Origin of the sequence: Actinoallomurus soli, assembly GCF_024055715.1 — a bacterium.
Classification (GTDB): domain Bacteria; phylum Actinomycetota; class Actinomycetes; order Streptosporangiales; family Streptosporangiaceae; genus Actinoallomurus; species Actinoallomurus soli.
Genome location: NZ_JAMXMV010000005.1, coordinates 328,337 through 345,038 on the forward strand (window position 1 = coordinate 328,337; position 16,702 = coordinate 345,038).

Genomic DNA, 16,702 nt, shown 5'->3' on the forward strand with positions numbered 1-16,702 from the left:
GCGCCGGACATCCTCGCCGGGGTTTCGGGTTGCACCTCATATCGAAGATCTGCGATATTTCGATGCGTTCGCCACGGTGACGTGAACGAGGAGATGTTCGATGGGCGACATCAACGGCCTGGATCTGGGGACGTTCGGGATCTACACGTTCGACTTCGAGCACCAGCCGCCCGCGCTCATGCGCGAGTCGATCCAGGAGCTGGAGCAGACGGGCTGGCGGGCGTTCTGGTTCCCCGAGGTCGGCGGGCGCGAAGCCCTCACACACGCCGCCTACCTGCTGTCCTGTACCCAGCGGATCCACGTCGTCAACGGCATCGCGCAGATCTGGGCGCGCAGCGCCCGGGCCGCGTACGGCGGCGGCCGTCTCCTCGCCGACGCCTACCCGGACCGGCACGTGCTCGGCCTCGGGTTCGGCGGCGAGCGGCGGCCGGGCGTTCAGCCCCTGGCGGCCATGCGCGAGTACCTCGACGAGATGGACGCCCTCGAGGCGGTGAGCCCCGCCCCGCGGATTCGCCGGGTCCTCGCCGCGTACGGGCCCAAGATGCTGGAGCTGGCCCGCGACCGCGCCGCCGGCGCCCACACGTACCACGTCACGGTCGCGCACACCCGGCAGGCGCGGGAGGTCCTCGGGCCGGACGCGTTCCTGGGCGTCGAGCACCCGGTGCTCTTCGAGACCGATCCGGACAAGGCCCGCGCGACCGCGCGCGAGCACCTTCACACCTACCTGACGACCCCGTACAACGTCGCGAAGTTCCGCCGGCTGGGCTACTCGGAGGAGGAGATCGCCGGCGGCGGCAGCGACCGCATCGTCGACGACCTCGTCTTCTGGGGCGACCCGGACACCATCGTGGAGCGGCTCCGCGGCCACGTCGAGGCCGGCGCCGACCACGTCGCCGTCCAGGTCATCGGCGTCGAGCCCGGCCGGTCGGCGATGCCGCACTGGCGCGCGCTCGCCGACGCGCTCCTGCCCCCGTCCGGCGCCTGAGCCCCGGGACACGGCGTGGGCACGGCCCGTACGGGCGAGCGCCCACGCCGGACCGGCTCAGGCCAGCGACGCGTCGAGCGTGATCTTCGTGCCGGCCAGCGCCTTGCTCACCGGGCAGTTGGCCTTCGCCTGCTCGGCGGCGTTCTGGAAGTCCTCGGCGGACAGGCCGGGAACCGACGCGCGCACGGTCAGATGGATGCCGGTGATGCCCTCACCCGGCTGAAAGGTCACGTCGGCGCGGGTGTCGACCGACTCCGGCGGCGTGCCGGCCCCGGCGAGACCGTGCGACAGCGCCATGGAGAAGCACGTGCTGTGCGCGGCGGCGATCAGCTCCTCCGGGCTGGTCTTCCCCTCGGCCTTCTCCGCACGGGACGGCCAGTCGACCTCGAACTCCCCGACCTTCGAGGAGTCCAGCGACACCTTGCCCTGCCCGCCCATGAGCGGGCCTTCCCAGTGAGCGTTCGTGGTACGGACGGTGGCCATGTCATGCTCCTTCTGGACGTGCGCGGGGTCCGCCGCCGAGCGGCGGCGCGCCCGGATGGTGTAATTCACTGGACTCGGCGCAACGACGCCCCGATCATCGAGGGCATGTCCGAACCCGTCGTTCCGATCATAGGGGCGGAGCCCGAGGCGCCCGTGGACTACCGCCTCGAGACGGCCGACACGCTCGGAGACGCCATCGAGGTCCTCGCCCTGCAGCCGTTCACGATGGGCCGGCAGCCGTACGCCCGGAGCAGGCGACTGGACCGCGTACGCCCCGACGCGCCGCTGCGCCCGAAGGACGCGCGGGTGCTCCGCGCCGCGCGCGAGGAGACCCGCGACTCGTTCCTGGCCTGCGGCGAGGGCTGGACGCTCCGGGCGGTCCGCTGGCGCGGCGGGTCGGGCACCGTCGAGGTCACCGCCATCAGCGACGAACTGGCCGCGGCGGTGATCGAGGAGTCCGTCCGCGACGCCGTCGAGGAGTCACCGGACCAGGACCGCGTCGACATGGGCTTCTGGTACGCCGGCCAACGCGGGGCGGAGCGCCGCGAGCGATCGATCACGGCGCCGACGTGGGCGGAGATCCGGCGCAACTACGCGGCCGAGGCCGCGGCGGCCGTCGACCGGCTCGCGGCGTTCCACGCCACCGATGTGGCCGGCCGGCTGCTCCTCCTGCACGGACCACCCGGCACCGGGAAGACCACGGCCCTGCGGGCACTGGCCCGCGAGTGGGTGAAGTGGTGCCAGTTCGACTGCGTCCTCGACCCGGAGGAGCTCTTCCGGAACCCCGCGTACCTCATGGAGGTCGCCGTGGGTGAGGAGGACGACGAGGACGAGGACCGCCGCTGGCGGCTGCTGATCCTCGAGGACTGCGACGACCTGATCCGCGCCGACGGCGGCGAGAAGACCGGGCAGGAGCTCTCCCGCCTGCTCAACCTCACCGACGGCCTGGTGGGCCAGGGCCGCGACGTGCTCGTCGCGCTCACCACGAACCGGCCCCTCGCCGGCCTGCATCCCGCCGTCGTCCGTCCCGGCCGCTGCCTGGCGCAGATCGAGATGGGACGGCTGTCCCACGCCGAGGCGGCGGCCTGGCTCGGCACCACGGAGGGCGTCCCGGACGGCGCGACACTGGCCGAGCTGTACGCCATCCGCGACGGCCGCCCCTTCGAGAGCGCGCCCCCGGCCTCCGGCACCGGCTTCTACCTCTGAGCCCGCCGGCGCACCCGGGCAGGCCGGCCCCGCTCCGGGTGCGCGGCTCAGTCATCGTGCTCTGCCGTGGCGACGATCGTGAACGGTGAGCGGACACCGGTGGAGAAGTGCGCTGCGGCCTCGAGCGCGGCGATGGCGCGGGCTTGGAGCGGCATGCCCGTGCCGGCCGTGGCGTGGAGGGCGCCGAGAGCGATCTCCGCCCCGCACCCGACCGCCGTGTACCCGTCCGCCATCTCGCCCACCTGGTAGTCCGCGCAGATCTCGAAGAGACGGCCGCGGATGCCGACGAGGAACGACCCGCCTTCCTCCTGATCGTTGTCCTTGCTGGCCCATCCGCCCTCTTTGAGGCTTTCCCGGACGCCGTTGATGAAGCCGGTGCACATGAACGCGTGCAGGCCGTCCTCATCGTCGGGCGGGACCGGGGCCTTGAAGGCGTAACGGAGGATCTGGCCCATGCGGAACGAGGTGGTGTAGCCGACCACGTAGGGCCCGTTCGTGAAGACCTTGGGGTCCAGACGGGGCTGAGTGATGTCTCCGCCCACTCCGGCGGAGTCTCCGGCGATGACGACGGTGCTGCCGTCAGTGATGCCGACGATCGCGGTCATATGGGGGCTTCCAGGCGTTGGGGGACGAGTCACTGACAGTCTGCAACGCCGGAAGACGCCGTGGCGTCGAACACTGGCGATTTCACCGATGCCGGGCGCGTTCCCGGAGCGGACACTTTGCGGCGTATCTCCCGTCCCACCCCGCAGGAGGAGTTCATGCGCCGAACACTCGGCTCGCTGCTGGCGGCCGTCCTCGCCGCCGTCGGCGTCGTCTTCGGCACCGTCGGGCCCGCGCACGCCGCCGGCCACACGCCCGTCGTGTTCGTCCACGGCTACACCGGCAACTCGACCAACTGGGTGACCGCCGAGGCGGTGTTCGAGGCGGCCGGCTACAGCGCGAACGAGCTGTACGCCTTCAACTACGACTCGTACGGCGACAACAAGACCAACGCGGCGTCCCTCGCCTCGTACGTGCAGCAGGTACTGCGGCAGACCGGCGCGTCCAAGGTCGACATCGTCAACCACTCGATGGGCGGCCTGGTCAGCCTCTGGTACATCAAGGAGCTCGGCGGTCAGCAGTACGTCCGGCACCTGGCGTCGCTCGCCGGCGCGAACCACGGCACCACCGCCGCGCTGGCGTGCGAGATCTACGTCACCTGCCAGGAGATGACTCCCGGCTCGTCGTTCATCACCACGCTGTCGTCGGGTGACGAGACGCCGGGCGACACGAAGTACGCGACCTGGTACTCACCGTGCGACGGGGTCATCAACCCCTACACCAGCACGGAGCTGAACGGCGCCACCAACAACTACGTGGCCTGCGAGAACCACCTCACGTACCTGACCGACACGGTCGTGCTGTCCGCCGTCCGCGCCTTCCTGGCCACCTGAGCCGAGATCAGGGGGACGGCCCGCCGGGGATGTCCGGCGGGCCGTCCGCGCGTGGGCCCGGCTCAGCGGAAGAGGTGGACCAGTTCCACTCTCGAGCGGACGCCCAGGCGTACGAAGATGTTGCGCAGGTGGTGGTCGACCGTCCGGGGGCTGAGGACGAGGCGCGCCGCGATCTCCCGGTTGGTGGCCCCGTCGGCGACCAGCCGGGCGATCTCCTGCTGGTGGGGGGTGAGGTCGTCGGTACGGCGCCGGGCGCCCGGCTCGGCCGGTTCGCCCGCCGCGCGCAGCTCCGCCTGGGCGCGCTCGGCCCAGAGGGCGGCGCCGCAGTGCTCGAACAGCTGCCGGGCGTCGCGGAGGTGGCCCCGGGCGGCGCGCGGCCGGCGGCTCCGGCGCAGCCGCCGGCCGTACATGAACTCCGTGCGCGCCAGCTCGAACGCCGAGCCGCCCTGACGATGCAGCCGCAGCGCCTCGGTGAAGTGCTCCTCGGCGGCGGCGTCGTCCTCGGCGAGCAGCGCGCGGCAGCGTTCGGCCAGGGCGGCCCGGGCGGGACCGGCCGAGCTGCGCGCCCAGCGGTCGAACGCCGCCAGGGCGGCCTCCGTCCCCTCCCGGTCGCCGCAGCGGACCGCCGCCTCGACGAGGTCGGGGGTCGCGAGGACGCCGGTGAACAGGTCCGCCGGACGGGTTCCGGCCAGCGCGCGCAGGCGGGCCGCGCCCTCCTCGGGGCGGTCCTCCGCAAGGTCGAGGCAGCCGAGGGCCCAGGCCGCGAACGCCGCGGGGCGGGTCAGGCCGCGTCTCTTCGCCGTCTCGGTGACGCTCTTCGCGCGGGTCCGCGCGGTCTCACGGTCGCCCTGCACGGCGGCGAGCAGCGTGAGCATGGCGAGATGGTCGGCGGCGCCGTTCTCCTGGCCGCACGCCCGCGCGGCGCGCAGCCCCTCCAGGCTCACGGCCGTCGCCGCCGAGAACTCGCCGAGGACCATCTGGGTCAGCGCGAGCGTGCTCAGCGCCCACGGCAGGAGGGCGGCGGTGCCGCGCAGCCGCGCCCGGTTGACCGCCATGGTGGCCAGATCCCGCGCCTTGCGGTCCTCCCCGAGCGCGAACGCCGCGAGGCTCGCCCAGGACTTCATCGCGCAGCCGTCCAGGCTCTCGGCGAGCTTCAGCACCCGCCGGAGCGGGCCGATGGCCTCCTCGTGCCGGCCGCCGAACGTCGCGGCCATCCCGTCGAGATGCGCGAGCATCAGCTCGGTCACCGGCGTGCGGGCGCCGTCCCGGCCGATCGCGGCCGCCCGCTCGCCGATCCTCCGGTACTGCCGGTGGTCCCCGGCCACGCAGCCGGCCTCCGCCGCGAACATCAGCGCCAGCACCGCCCGCGTACGGTGCGTCCCGGCCAGCCGGTCGGCGGCGTCGACCAGGATCTGCACCGCCGAGGCCGGCGCGCCGTCGCGCAGCTCGATCTGCCCGTACAGCAGCCCGGACAGCCCGCGCAGCTCGTCGGACCGCGCGTACGGGCGCGCGGCGCGCAGCAGGGAACGGGCCGTCCGCGTGCGGCCGGCCAGCCAGGAGTCGGTGGCGGCCGCCAGCAGCCGGACGGCCCTGCCACCGGCGTCTGCGGTCAGCGCGGCGGCCTGCCGCCAGGCCGGCGCGGCGTCCGCGTGCCGGCCGGACCGGCGCGCCGCGGCCGCCTCGCAGGCCAGTTCCTCGCACAACCGGGCGTCCGGCTCCCCGGCGCTCGCCGCCCGGTGCCGGCTCTGCCGCAACCGGTCCTGGTCCAGCACGGCGGCGAGGGCGCGGTGCGCGGCCAGGCGTTCGGTGAGGGAGGCGTCGGCGTACAGGGAGGACCGGACCAGCGGGTCCGTGGTCTCCACGGTCTCACCGTCCACGCGGATCAGGCCGGATCGCCGGGCCGTCTCCAGCGCCCGCGCGTCGCCGCCCGCGCGGGCGGCCGCACGGGCCAGCGTCCGCAGCTCCAGCCGCTCGTCGCAGGCGGCCAGCAGCACGACCCGCCTCGCGTCGGGCGGGAGGGCGCCGTAGCGCCGCCGGTGGAGGGCGCGCAGCCGGCTGTGGACGGGCAGCGCGACCGGGGGCGGTGCCACGCCGGCGAGCTGGTCCGGCGTCAGCGCGGCGGCGAGCTCGGACAGGGCCAGCGGGTTGCCCGCGGCCAGGTCGATGAGGTCGGCCGCCAGGTCCGTGCCCGGCTCGGCGCCGAGGAGGTCGTCCAGCATGGCGCGGGCCGCCCGGTCACCGAGCGGGCCGAGCCGCAGCGACGGGACGCCGCACAGGGAGTCCGACACCGCGGGCGCCTCCGGGCCCGCGGTGAGCAGCATGGCGAGCGGCCGGTCACCGGGCCGGCGGGCGGCGAAGGCGAGCGCCTCCAGCGACACGCGGTCCAGGAGGTGGGCGTCGTCCACCCAGCACAGCACCGGGCCGCCGGCCGTGGCGTCCGTCAGCAGCCGGTGCACCGCCGTGCCCACGAGGAACGGCCCCGCCGGCGGAGCCGCGTCCTCTCCGGCCACCGGGGCCAGGGCGGCCGCCTGGGCCGGCGGCAGCCCGCCGATCCGCTCGGAGACCGGCCACAGCAGCTTGTGCAGGCCCGCGTACGCTAACGCCGTCTCCTGCTCGAAGCCCGACGTGCCGAGGGTGCGGAACGACGCCGCGGCCCGCCCGAGCATGTGCTCGAGCAGCGCCGTCCGCCCCGTTCCCGGCTCCCCGACGATCGCCAGCGCCGCGCCGTTCCCGTCTCGTACGCGGCTCAGGGTCTCCTCCACGACCGCGAGCTCGCGCTCCCGCCCATGCAACACGAGGGCTCCTCCAAAAAAGGGACGTTCGCGCCCATACGGCAGCAGGCTTCCGGCGGTAAGTCCAGAGGGCGGTTCGGAACCGGGGCGACGGCACAACACGAAGGCACCCCGCCTGTGCCCGGCCACAGAGCGGACGGCGAGGGCGGCGGGACGCTGGCGGCCGTGCGCCGGCGGTGGCACGATGAGCGATCACCGGCCCTCGGAGGTGACGTGTGGACGCCCGTACCGTCACGACCGGCCACACCGCGGGCGCGCTGACCCGCAGGGCGGCCTCACGTCTCGTCGCGCGGCTGCCCGACCTCGCCGACCGGCTGACCGCCGAGATCCTCAGCGGCGACGGCGCCATGCGGCCCCCCGGCCTGACCGACGACCTGTGGGACGTCTGCCACATCGGCCTGCGGCACGGCATCGAGGCCATCCTCGATCCGAGCAGCCGGCCCGACCTGAGCTGGGCCCGCGAGCTCGGCCGCCGCCGGGCCGAGCAGGGGCTGCCCCTCGACCAGCTTCTGCGCTCGTACCGGCTGGCGGGCCGGGTGTTCTGGGAGTCGCTCGTCGAGGTCGCCGCGCAGCAGGACCCCGACCAGCTGCCCGCCCTGGCCCACCACGCCGTACGGGTCTGGCAGACCATCGACCAGCAGTCGAGCGTCGCCGCGGAGGCGTACCGCCGCACCGAGTTCGAACTGCTCCGGCGCGACGAGGAGCAGGTGCAGGCCATCGTCGACGCGCTGCTGGAGGGCCGCGGCGCGGACGGGCGGCTGCTCGCGGCCGCGACGACCGTGCTCGGCCTGCCGGCGCGCGGCCGGTTCGCCGTGGCGGTGCTCCGGCAGGACGACGCGCTGAGCCGGCCCGTCGCCGGCCGCCCCGAGACGGCCGGCGGGATCCGTTTCCTGTGGCGGCTGCGCGCCGACGCCCGGATCGCCGTGGTCGACCTCGGCGACGCGGACCTGGACGACCTGGCCGAGGTGCTGCGCGTGCACGCCTGCCACCACGCCGGCCTGAGCCCGGTCGTCGACTCGCCCGCCGACCTGGGCCACGCCCGGTGGCTCGCCGAGCTCGCGCTGCGCACCTGCCGGTCGCCGCGCCAGGAGGTGGCCCGTCTGGACCGGCGGCTGCCGGCGGCGCTCGTGGTCTCCCAGCCGGAGCTGGCCGAGCACCTGCGGCGTTCGGTCCTCGACGGTCTGACCGCGCTCGACCCGGCGAAGCGGGGCCTGCTGCTGGAGACCCTGGACGCCTGGCTGGAGTGCGGCGGGTCGGCGACCGCGGCGGCGCGGCGCCTGTACTGCCATCCCAACACGGTGCTCAACCGGCTGCGCCACCTCGAACGGATCTCCGGCCGTTCGACCTCCCGGCCCCTCGACCTGGTCGAACTCGTCCTCGCCCGCCACGCCCTGCACCGGATCGACGGCAACCCGGCCTGACGGGCACCGCCCGCGGGTCCGCCACACTGGTGGGGTGCGTTCGTCCGACCTGCCCGTCTCCACCGCCCTGCCGGAACTGCGCGCCGTCCTCGACACGGCCGGGACGGCGGTGCTGGCCGCGCCGCCGGGAACCGGCAAGACCACCCTCGTGCCGCTCGCCCTGGCGGAGACCGGCCGCCGGGTGATCGTGGCCGAGCCCCGCCGGCTCGCCGCGCGCGCCGCCGCACGCCGGATGGCCTGGATGCTCGGCGAGCCGGTCGGCGAACGCGTCGGGTACGCCATCCGCGGCGAGCGCCGGCCGGGCAGCGCCGTCGAGGTCGTCACGACCGGCGTGCTGCTGCGCCGCCTGCAGCACGACCCCGACATTCGTGCGGACGTCGTCATCCTCGACGAGTGCCACGAGCGCCACCTCGACGCCGACACCGCGTTCGCGTTCCTCCTCGACGTCCGCGCCACCCTGCGCCCCGACCTCGGCCTCGTCGCGGCGTCCGCGACCGCCGACACCGGGCCGTGGGCGGAGCTGATGGGCGGCGCCCCGGTGGTCGCCGCGGACGGCGCCGCGCACCCGGTCGAGGTGGTCTGGGCACCGCCGCCCCGTCCCGTACGCCCGCCGCACGGCCTGTCCGTCGACCCGGCGCTGCTCGACCACGTCGCGGCCACGGTCCGCCGGGCGCTGGCCGAGCGGGACGGCGACGTGCTGTGCTTCCTGCCCGGCGCCGCCGAGATCGACCGGGTCGCGCGGGCCCTCGGCGACCGGCGCGTGCTGCGCCTGCACGGCCGCGCCCCCGCCGAGGTGCAGGAGGAGGTCCTGCGCGGCCCGGACGGCGGCCGGCGCGTCGTCCTGGCGACGGCGGTCGCCGAGTCGAGCCTGACCGTGCCGGGCGTACGCGTCGTCGTGGACGCCGGGCTGTCACGGGAGCCCCGCACCGACCACGCGCGCGGGCTCGGCGCGCTGACCACCGTACGGGCGTCGCGGGCCGCCGCCGACCAGCGGGCCGGGCGCGCCGGACGGGAGGCGCCGGGAACGGTGTACCGGTGCTGGTCGCAGGCCGAGCACGACCGGTTGCCCGAGCGCCCGCGGCCGGAGATCACGCTCGCCGACCTGACCGGGTTCGCGCTGGAGGCGGCGTGCTGGGGCGATCCGGACGCCACCGGCCTCGCGCTGCTGGACGCCCCGCCGCCCGCCGCGATGCGCGCCGCCCGCGACACGCTGCGGGCGATCGGCGCGGTGGACGACGACGGGAGGGTCACCGGCCGGGGCCGGAGGATGGCCCGCGCCGGCGTCCACCCTCGCCTGGCCCGCGCCCTCCTCGACGGGGCCGGGCACGTCGGCGCGCGGGCCGCCGAGGTGGTGGCGGTGCTGTCCGACCAGCAGCGCGCGGACGAGGACCTCATCCGGCAGTGGCGCGGCCTGCGGGGCGACCCGCGGTGGCGGGACGAGGCGCGCCGGCTGCGGCGCGCCGTCCCCGACGCCCCCGACTCCGGGCCGGACGACGAGACGACGGCGGGCGTGGTCGTCGCCCTCGCCTTCCCCGAGCGGGTCGCCCGCGCCCGTACGGGCGGCGGATACCTGATGGCCTCCGGGACCGCCGCCGAACCCGCCAGGGGCTCCGCGCTCGGCGGCGCCGAGTGGCTGGCCATCGCCGTCGCCGACCGGCCCCCGGGCGCGCCCGCCGCGCGGATCCGCCAGGCGGTGCCCATCGACGAGGAGACGGCCCGGCTGGCGGTCGGCGCGGTGGTGGAGGAGGAGGTCGCCTGGCGCGGCGACGTCGTCGCACGCCGCGTCGAACGGCTCGGCGCGATCGAACTGTCGGCCGTGCCCCTGCCGGACCCGGACCCCGGCCTCGTACGCGCGGCGCTGCGCGAGGGCCTGCGCCGCGAGGGACTCGGCCTGCTGAGGTGGACCCGCGAGGCGGAGGAACTGCGCGCCCGGCTGGCGTTCTGCCACCGCGTCCTCGGCCCGCCGTGGCCGGCCGTGGACGACGACGCCCTGCTCGCCACCCTCGACCCGGCCGCGAGCGGAGCCCGGAGCCGCGCCGACCTGGCGCGCCTCGACGTGACCGCGCTGCTGCGCGGCCTGCTCCCGTGGGAGTGCGCCGCCCGGCTCGACGAGGTCGCCCCCGAACGCGTCACGGTGCCGAGCGGGTCACGGATCCGGATCGACTACTCCGGCGAGCGGCCGGTGCTGGCCGCCAAGCTGCAGGAGCTGTTCGGCTGGACCGAGACGCCGCGCGTCGCCGGGGTGCCGCTGCTCGTCCACCTGCTGTCGCCCGCCGGCCGTCCCGCCGCCGTGACCGCCGACCTGGCCTCCTTCTGGCACGAGGGCTACCGGGCCGTCCGCGCCGAGTTGCGCGGCCGCTACCCCCGCCACCCCTGGCCCGAGGACCCCGCGACGGCGGAGCCCACGAGGAAGGCGAACCCCCGCCGCCGCTGACCCGGCCGCAACCGTTGTGACCACTTGATCTCCGTGCGGTGCCCGGCCACGGCGAAGCTGAACGCCCGCGACCGCGCCCAGCTCGTGATCATCGCCTACCGGTCGGGTCTGGTCGAGCCGTACTGACCCCGAGGCCGGCGTCGAGGACTCTCGTCGCCGGGACGACGGAGATCCTCGGCACAAGTCCGCGGCCGGGCGCTAAGGTGGCGGTGTGTTCGTTCCCTGTGTCTAGACACCGCTCCTGACCGCGCCGCCACGGTCGCGCGGTCCTTCGGTGTCCCCTGACGCTCCCGGCGCCGACTGCGTGCGCGCCGGTCCCCCCGAGGAACGTTCCCGTGTCTTCCCCCTCCCTCTCGTACGCCGCCGTCCTGCGCGCCCCGTACGCTCGGCGCACCTTCGGCGCCGCGCTGCTGGGACGCCTCTCGTACGGCATGGTCCCGCTGTCCCTGACGCTGGCGGTGGCCGGCGCGACCGGCTCGTACGCCACGGCCGGCGCCGCCGTCGCGCTGTTCGGGCTGGCCATCTCGGTGCTGTCCCCGGTGCGCGCCCGGCTGATCGACCGGTACGGGCCCCGGCGCGCGCTGCCGCCGATGGCGGCCGGGTACGCGCTACTGCTGGCGGCCCTCGCGCTCGTCACCGTGCGGCATCACGTTCCCGCGGCCACGGTCGCCGTCCTGGCGCTCGGGGCGGGCGTGTTCCCGCCGCCGCTCGGCCCGGTCATGCGCACGCTGTGGAGCGATCTGCTGCCCGACCGGCGGCTGCTCCAGCGCGCGTACAGCCTGGACACCGTCGCGGAGGAGTTGCTGTTCGTGACGGGGCCGCTGCTGGCGGGCCTGTTCGCCGCGCTCCTCGACCCGGCCGTGGGAGTGGCCGTCAGCGCGGGGCTCGTCCTCGCCGGGACCATCGCCCTGGTCTCGTCACCGGTCGCCCGGTCCCGGAGCGGCGGCGCGGTCGCGGCCGAGGACGACCTCACGCCGCACCGGCCGCGCGGAGGCTCCTTCGGCGGGCTCGGGCGGCCGGTCGCCCTGTCGGCGGGGATCGGCATGTGCCTGGGCGCGCTCGGCCTGCTGGTGGTCGCCTTCGCCGCCCGTCGCCACGAGGCCGCCGGGGCCGCGTGGGTCGAGGCGGCGCTCTCCGTCGGGAGCGCGGCCGGCGGCCTGGCGTACGGGTCGCTCTCCTGGCGGGCGGCGGCGCGGGTGCGGCTCCCGCTGCTGACCACCGCCCTCGCGGTGCCGCTCGCGGTCGCCGGCGTGGCACCGGGCCTGTACGTGCTGTCGGCGGTGGCCTGCGTCGCGGGGCTGTTCGTCGCGCCCGCGCTGACGACGGCGTACCTGCTCGCGGAGGAGTCCGCCGCCCCCGGCGGCCGTACCCGGGCGGGCACCTGGGTCAACACCGCGTTCAACGCCGGGTCCTCGGCCGGTGCGGCGGCGGTCGGTCAGCTGGTCGGCCGGCTGCCGCTCGGGTGGTGCTTCGCGGCGGCGGCGGCTCCGGCGTTGCTGCTCGCGCTGACCGCGCTGGCGCGCCGGGGCGGGCCGGCCCGCTCCTGAGCGCGAGGGCTCCCGGCGGTCCTCGCCGGGAGCCCGGCTTTTCCCCGGACGAATTCCTGTGAAGTGGCGAATGCGATGCGGCCTGGTCTGATCTCATACCGGAGTGGGAGGACCGCGTACGGTCACGGCCGAGTAGAGAGGGGTGTCTGGTGCCCACCGGGTCACGGCCATCGCCGCGGCGCAGAACGGAGTCGCGAGATCGCGCCCGTTTTGTGGCGATAAGGAACGATGAAAGGTTCGCCATCCTGAAGGGGAGATCCCGGAGATTAGCGCTGATCATCCTTTCGACGTTCCTCGGGTGGTATTTCCTCTATGTCCTGGCGGCGGCCTTCGCTCGCGACGTCATGGCGTACCGGCTCTTCGGGAACGTCAACGTCGCGCTCGTGTCCGGGCTGTTGCAGTTCGTCGCGGTGTTCGTGCTCGCCTGGCGCTACACGCGCCATGCCCGGGCGGTGCTCGACCCCCTCGCAGCCCAGATCGTCGCGGACGCGGAGGAACGCGTCGACGAGGCGGTCCACCGCCGCGCGGCGGGCTCGTCCGCCGTCTCGTACGGCACCGCGTTCGGCGATGAGCGGCCGTACCTGGGGCCCACGCCGCCGGACGGCACGACGTCGTATCCGGGCCCCACGCCGCCGGACGGGATGGTCGCGTACCCGGGGCCGACACCCCCGGACGGTATGCCGCTGACGGGAGGGACGCGATGACCCTCGCGGGTGCGGCCTCTCTCACCGGGAACGGACGGGCCATCACGTTCGCCCTGTTCATCGCGTTCGTCTGCGTGACCCTGGCCATCACGGTCTGGGCGCGGATGCACACCGACGGGGCCGTCGACTTCTACGCGGGCGGGCGGAAATTCTCCGGCCCGCAGAACGGCCTCGCGCTCGCGGGCGACCACATGTCCGCGGCGTCCTTCCTCGGCATCGCCGGGATCATCGCGCTGTCCGGGTACGACGGCCTCCTGTACTCCGTCGGGTTTCTCGTCGCCTGGCTGCCGGTGCTGCTGCTCGTGGAGCTGATGCGCAACACCGGCCGGTTCACGATGGCCGACGTGCTCGCCCGGCGCGTACGCCGGCAGTCCTCGGTGCGGATCGCCGCGGCGGTGTCGACGGTGACGGTGTCGGTCTTCTCCCTCATCGCGCAGATGGTCGGGGCCGGCGCGCTCGTCACCCTGCTCCTCGGAGTGCGACCGGGGGCCTCCTTCCTGGGCATGTCCGCGGGCACGGCCGAGGTGGTCACGATCGTCGTGGTCGGCGCGCTGATGACCTCCTACGTGACCTTCGGCGGGATGAAGGGCACCACCTGGGTGCAGATCGTCAAGACGGCGCTGCTGATGTTCGGCGCGGCGCTGATGACGGTGCTCGTCCTCGGTCGGTTCGGCTTCGACCTCAGCCGGCTGCTGGGCGCGGCGGCCGGAGCGAGCGGCAAGGGGCACGCCTTCCTCGAACCCGGCCTGAGGTACGGCAGGGACGTCGCCGGGCACTCGTCGCGGACGCTGTTCGACAAGCTGGACTTCGTGAGCCTGGCGCTCGCCCTCGTGCTGGGCACCGCCGGTCTGCCGCACATCGTGACGCGCTTCTACACCGTGCCGGACGCCCGCGCCGCGCGCACCTCGGTGAACTGGGCGATCGGCCTGGTCGGCGCGTTCTACCTGATGACGATCGCGCTGGGGTTCGGCGCGACCGCGCTGGTCGGGCGGCGGGAGATCCTCGCCCGCGATCCGGCCGGCAACACGGCCGCGCCGCTGCTGGCCCGCGAACTCGGCCGGCACGTCGCGGGACGGATCGGCGGGGACGTCATGCTGGCGTTCGTCGCCTCGGTGACGTTCGCGACGATCCTGGCGGTGGTCGCCGGGCTGGTCATGGCGTCGGCGACGTCGCTGGCGCACGACTACTTCGGCAACGTGCTGATGCTGGGCCGGCCGCGCGAGCGGCAGGAGGTGGCGGTGGCGCGGTTCGCGGCGATCCTCGTCGGCGCGGTCGCCATCGTGCCGGCCGTCTTCGCCAGGCACCTGAACGTCGCCTTCCTGGTCGCGCTCGCCTTCGCCATGGCCGCGTCGGCGAACCTCCCGGCGATCGTTCTCTCGCTCTTCTGGCGCCGGTTCAACGCGACCGGGATGGTGGCCGGGATCTACGGCGGGCTGGCCGCCTCGATCGTGCTGGTCGTCTTCTCGCCGGTGGTGTCGGGGAAGGTCGACCCGGTCACCGGGCAGAGCCTGTCGCTGTTCCCGAAGGGCACCGACTTCCACTGGTTCCCGCTCGACAACCCGGGCCTGGTGTCGATCCCGTTCGGGTTCCTGTGCGCGGTCGCGGGCACGTTCCTCCGGCGGGGCGAGAGCGACCCGGACCGCTACGCCGAACTGTCCGTACGGTCGCTGACCGGGGCCGGAGCGCACTGAGACCACGGCCGCCGCAGTCCCGTCAGGGGAGGAGACCCCGTTCGTACGCCTTGGCGACGGCGGCGGCACGGTCCCGGACGCCGAGCTTGTCGTAGATGTGCAGCAGGTGCGTCTTGATGGTCGCCTCGCTGACGAACAGCCGCCGCGCCACCTCCCGGTTGGTGGTGCCGTCGGCGACGAGGGCGAGCACCTCGCGCTCCCGCTTGCTGAGCGCGCCGGGGGAGGGGCCGCGCACCCGGCCCATCAGCTGGCCGGCGGGTGAAGCCCTGCGCCAGGGTGTCGTGGATCTCGCGGGCCATGCGCTGCCGCTCGTCCAGCACGCCCGCCTCACGTGCCTGGACCAGCAGCTGGGCGTGCAGCCCGGCGTTCTCCTCCAGCGCCACCTCGAGTGAGGCGTTGGCCTCGGCCAGCCGGTCGAGGATCTCCCGCCGTCTCATCTCGAGGACCGTGAACAGCATGCCCACGGCTCCCGTGCTCGGGAAGAACAGCAGCATGCCGATCCCGGTGCCCGCCTTGGAGCTCGGCGCGACGGCGGCGATGACCAGCCCGATCCCGAACAGGGCGCCCATCCCGAGGACGAACGCCGCGAGGAACGCGGGGAACCGCTCGGGTACGGGAGTGCCGAACAGGATCCGGGCGGCGACGATCAGCATGGCGACGGCGGCGATCGCCATGGCGACGTAGATCAGGAGCTGGACCATCAGCAGGTACGCGGGACGGACCGGGGTCGTCGCCATCCGGCGCAGCACGCCCTTCTCCCGGTATCCGGCGAGCGTGGTGGGCAGGATGGACAGACCGAGGATCGTCACCGCGATCCCCACGCCCAGCGCGGCCATGTACTCGGGGGCCGTCTGGCCGCCGAGGTTGTGCTGGGCCTTGTTCGCACCGGGCTGGAAGCCGAATCCGAGCAGCAGCGCGAGCGGCAGCAGCAGGACGACCGCGGGCACGATGACCTCGCGGGCGAGGAGCTTCAGCTCCAGGTAGGTGAGCTTGGCGAGCATGGACGTCTCCCAGGTGAGTCGGTCGGTCGGTCGAGGGTGCGGCGGGTCGGTCGAGGGTGCGGACGGTCGGCCGAGGGGCGGCCGGGTCAGTCGAGGGGACGGCCGGTGAGCGCGACGAAGGCGTCGTCGAGGCTGCTCTGCTCGACGCGCAGGTCGGCGGCGATGATGTGGTTGCGGGCCAGGACCGAGGTGACCGCCTGCAGGAGGCCGTCGGTGCCGGTGACCACGATCTGCCCGCCCGTCCTGGTCACGGTCCGTACCTCGGGCAGGTCCCGCAGCAGGTGGTCCTCCAGCGGCGCGGAGGGCCGGAACCGTACCCGCTGCTCGGGGCTGACCCGTGACACCAGACCCGAGGGCGTGTCGACCGCGACCACCCGGCCGGCGTCGATGATGGCGAGCCGGTCGCAGAGGCGCTCGGCCTCCTCCATGAAGTGGGTGACGAGCACGATCGTGACGCCCCGGTCGCGTACGTCCTCGATCAGCCGCCAGGTGTCGCGGCGCGCCTGCGGGTCCAGGCCGGTGGTCAGTTCGTCCAGGACCGCGATCCGCGGGTCGCCGACCAGGGCGAGCGCGATCGACACCCGCTGCTGCTGGCCGCCCGAGAGCCGGCCGAAGCGCGTGTCCCGCTGCTCGGCGAGGCCGAGCTCCTCGATCAGCCGTCCGGGGTCGGCGGGCCGGTCGTAGAAGGAGGCGTACAGCTCCACGGCCTCGCGGACCTTCATCTTGTCCGGCAGCCGGCCGGCCTGGAGCTGTACGCCGAGCCGGCGGGTCAGCTCGGCGCGGTCCCGGCGCGGGTCGAGTCCGAGCACCGAGACCGTGCCCCCGTCGGAGGCGCGCAGCCCCGCGACGCACTCGACCGTGGTGGTCTTGCCCGCGCCGTTCGGGCCGAGGACGCCGAAGATCTCCCCTTCCTCCACGGCGAAGGACACGTCCTCGACCGCGACCTTCGCTCCGTACCGCTTGTGCAGGTTCCTGACGTCGATGACCGGCATGGCCCCTCGC

13 protein-coding genes are annotated in these 16,702 nt (G+C 74.7%); 8 read left to right on the forward strand and 5 right to left on the reverse strand.

Annotated features, from left to right (window positions below; all coding sequences use genetic code 11):
* Positions 1-100: 100 nt before the first annotated feature.
* Positions 101-985, forward strand: a complete 885-nt coding sequence (locus NDW01_RS15755) for a TIGR03620 family F420-dependent LLM class oxidoreductase (RefSeq protein WP_252821194.1) — start codon at positions 101-103, stop codon at positions 983-985.
* A 57-nt stretch (positions 986-1,042) separates the two neighbouring features.
* Here NDW01_RS15755 and NDW01_RS15760 read toward each other — a convergent pair whose 3' ends face one another.
* On the reverse strand, positions 1,043-1,468 hold the full coding sequence (locus NDW01_RS15760) for an OsmC family protein (RefSeq protein ID WP_252821196.1): 426 nt from the start codon (positions 1,466-1,468) through the stop codon (positions 1,043-1,045).
* 105 nt (positions 1,469-1,573) lie between these two features.
* Between NDW01_RS15760 and NDW01_RS15765 the strand changes: the two genes are divergently transcribed.
* On the forward strand, positions 1,574-2,674 hold the full coding sequence (locus NDW01_RS15765) for a DUF5925 domain-containing protein (RefSeq protein WP_252821198.1): 1,101 nt from the start codon (positions 1,574-1,576) through the stop codon (positions 2,672-2,674).
* Positions 2,675-2,721: 47 nt separating this feature from the next.
* Here NDW01_RS15765 and NDW01_RS15770 read toward each other — a convergent pair whose 3' ends face one another.
* Entirely contained in the window at positions 2,722-3,279 is a 558-nt protein-coding gene (locus NDW01_RS15770) for a hypothetical protein (RefSeq protein ID WP_252821200.1), read from the reverse strand.
* 156 nt (positions 3,280-3,435) lie between these two features.
* Between NDW01_RS15770 and NDW01_RS15775 the strand changes: the two genes are divergently transcribed.
* Positions 3,436-4,110: an esterase/lipase family protein gene (locus NDW01_RS15775; protein WP_252784861.1), complete on the forward strand. Its 675-nt coding sequence runs from the start codon at positions 3,436-3,438 to the stop codon at positions 4,108-4,110.
* A 62-nt stretch (positions 4,111-4,172) separates the two neighbouring features.
* Here NDW01_RS15775 and NDW01_RS15780 read toward each other — a convergent pair whose 3' ends face one another.
* On the reverse strand, positions 4,173-6,905 hold the full coding sequence (locus tag NDW01_RS15780; protein WP_252821202.1) for an AAA family ATPase: 2,733 nt from the start codon (positions 6,903-6,905) through the stop codon (positions 4,173-4,175).
* Positions 6,906-7,117: 212 nt separating this feature from the next.
* Between NDW01_RS15780 and NDW01_RS15785 the strand changes: the two genes are divergently transcribed.
* The 5 genes from NDW01_RS15785 to NDW01_RS15805 all read left to right on the forward strand — a co-directional run bounded on the left by NDW01_RS15785 (position 7,118) and on the right by NDW01_RS15805 (position 14,699).
* Positions 7,118-8,323 (forward strand): PucR family transcriptional regulator, encoded by a 1,206-nt coding sequence (locus NDW01_RS15785; RefSeq protein ID WP_252821204.1) that lies wholly within the window; start codon positions 7,118-7,120, stop codon positions 8,321-8,323.
* A 34-nt stretch (positions 8,324-8,357) separates the two neighbouring features.
* Positions 8,358-10,757, forward strand: a complete 2,400-nt coding sequence (hrpB, locus tag NDW01_RS15790; RefSeq protein ID WP_252821206.1) for an ATP-dependent helicase HrpB — start codon at positions 8,358-8,360, stop codon at positions 10,755-10,757.
* Between the two features lie 335 nt (positions 10,758-11,092).
* Positions 11,093-12,304: an MFS transporter gene (locus NDW01_RS15795; RefSeq protein WP_252821207.1), complete on the forward strand. Its 1,212-nt coding sequence runs from the start codon at positions 11,093-11,095 to the stop codon at positions 12,302-12,304.
* Between the two features lie 212 nt (positions 12,305-12,516).
* On the forward strand, positions 12,517-13,008 hold the full coding sequence (locus NDW01_RS15800; protein WP_252821209.1) for a DUF485 domain-containing protein: 492 nt from the start codon (positions 12,517-12,519) through the stop codon (positions 13,006-13,008).
* Positions 13,005-14,699: a solute symporter family protein gene (locus tag NDW01_RS15805; RefSeq protein WP_252821211.1), complete on the forward strand. Its 1,695-nt coding sequence runs from the start codon at positions 13,005-13,007 to the stop codon at positions 14,697-14,699. The genes NDW01_RS15800 and NDW01_RS15805 overlap by 4 nt, the downstream gene beginning before the upstream one ends.
* Here the strand turns inward: NDW01_RS15805 and NDW01_RS15815 are convergent.
* The gene (locus NDW01_RS15815; protein ID WP_454923414.1) at positions 14,651-15,700 is read right to left on the reverse strand and encodes an ABC transporter permease; all 1,050 of its coding nucleotides are present in this window, start codon (positions 15,698-15,700) and stop codon (positions 14,651-14,653) included. The two genes, NDW01_RS15805 and NDW01_RS15815, sit on opposite strands and share 49 nt — an antisense overlap.
* Before the next feature lie 86 nt (positions 15,701-15,786).
* On the reverse strand, positions 15,787-16,692 hold the full coding sequence (locus NDW01_RS15820; RefSeq protein WP_252821213.1) for an ABC transporter ATP-binding protein: 906 nt from the start codon (positions 16,690-16,692) through the stop codon (positions 15,787-15,789).
* Positions 16,693-16,702: the final 10 nt, after the last annotated feature.

What these genes read in the sequence shown, in the direction of transcription:
- NDW01_RS15755 (WP_252821194.1), top strand. Translation starts at nt 101, where the DNA reads ATGGGCGACATCAACGGCCTGGATCTGGGGACGTTCGGGATCTACACG.
- NDW01_RS15760 (WP_252821196.1), bottom strand. Translation starts at nt 1,468, where the DNA reads ATGGCCACCGTCCGTACCACGAACGCTCACTGGGAAGGCCCGCTCATG.
- NDW01_RS15765 (WP_252821198.1), top strand. Translation starts at nt 1,574, where the DNA reads ATGTCCGAACCCGTCGTTCCGATCATAGGGGCGGAGCCCGAGGCGCCC.
- NDW01_RS15770 (WP_252821200.1), bottom strand. Translation starts at nt 3,279, where the DNA reads ATGACCGCGATCGTCGGCATCACTGACGGCAGCACCGTCGTCATCGCC.
- NDW01_RS15775 (WP_252784861.1), top strand. Translation starts at nt 3,436, where the DNA reads ATGCGCCGAACACTCGGCTCGCTGCTGGCGGCCGTCCTCGCCGCCGTC.
- NDW01_RS15805 (WP_252821211.1), top strand. Translation starts at nt 13,005, where the DNA reads ATGACCCTCGCGGGTGCGGCCTCTCTCACCGGGAACGGACGGGCCATC.
- NDW01_RS15815 (WP_454923414.1), bottom strand. Translation starts at nt 15,700, where the DNA reads ATGCTCGCCAAGCTCACCTACCTGGAGCTGAAGCTCCTCGCCCGCGAG.
- NDW01_RS15820 (WP_252821213.1), bottom strand. Translation starts at nt 16,692, where the DNA reads ATGCCGGTCATCGACGTCAGGAACCTGCACAAGCGGTACGGAGCGAAG.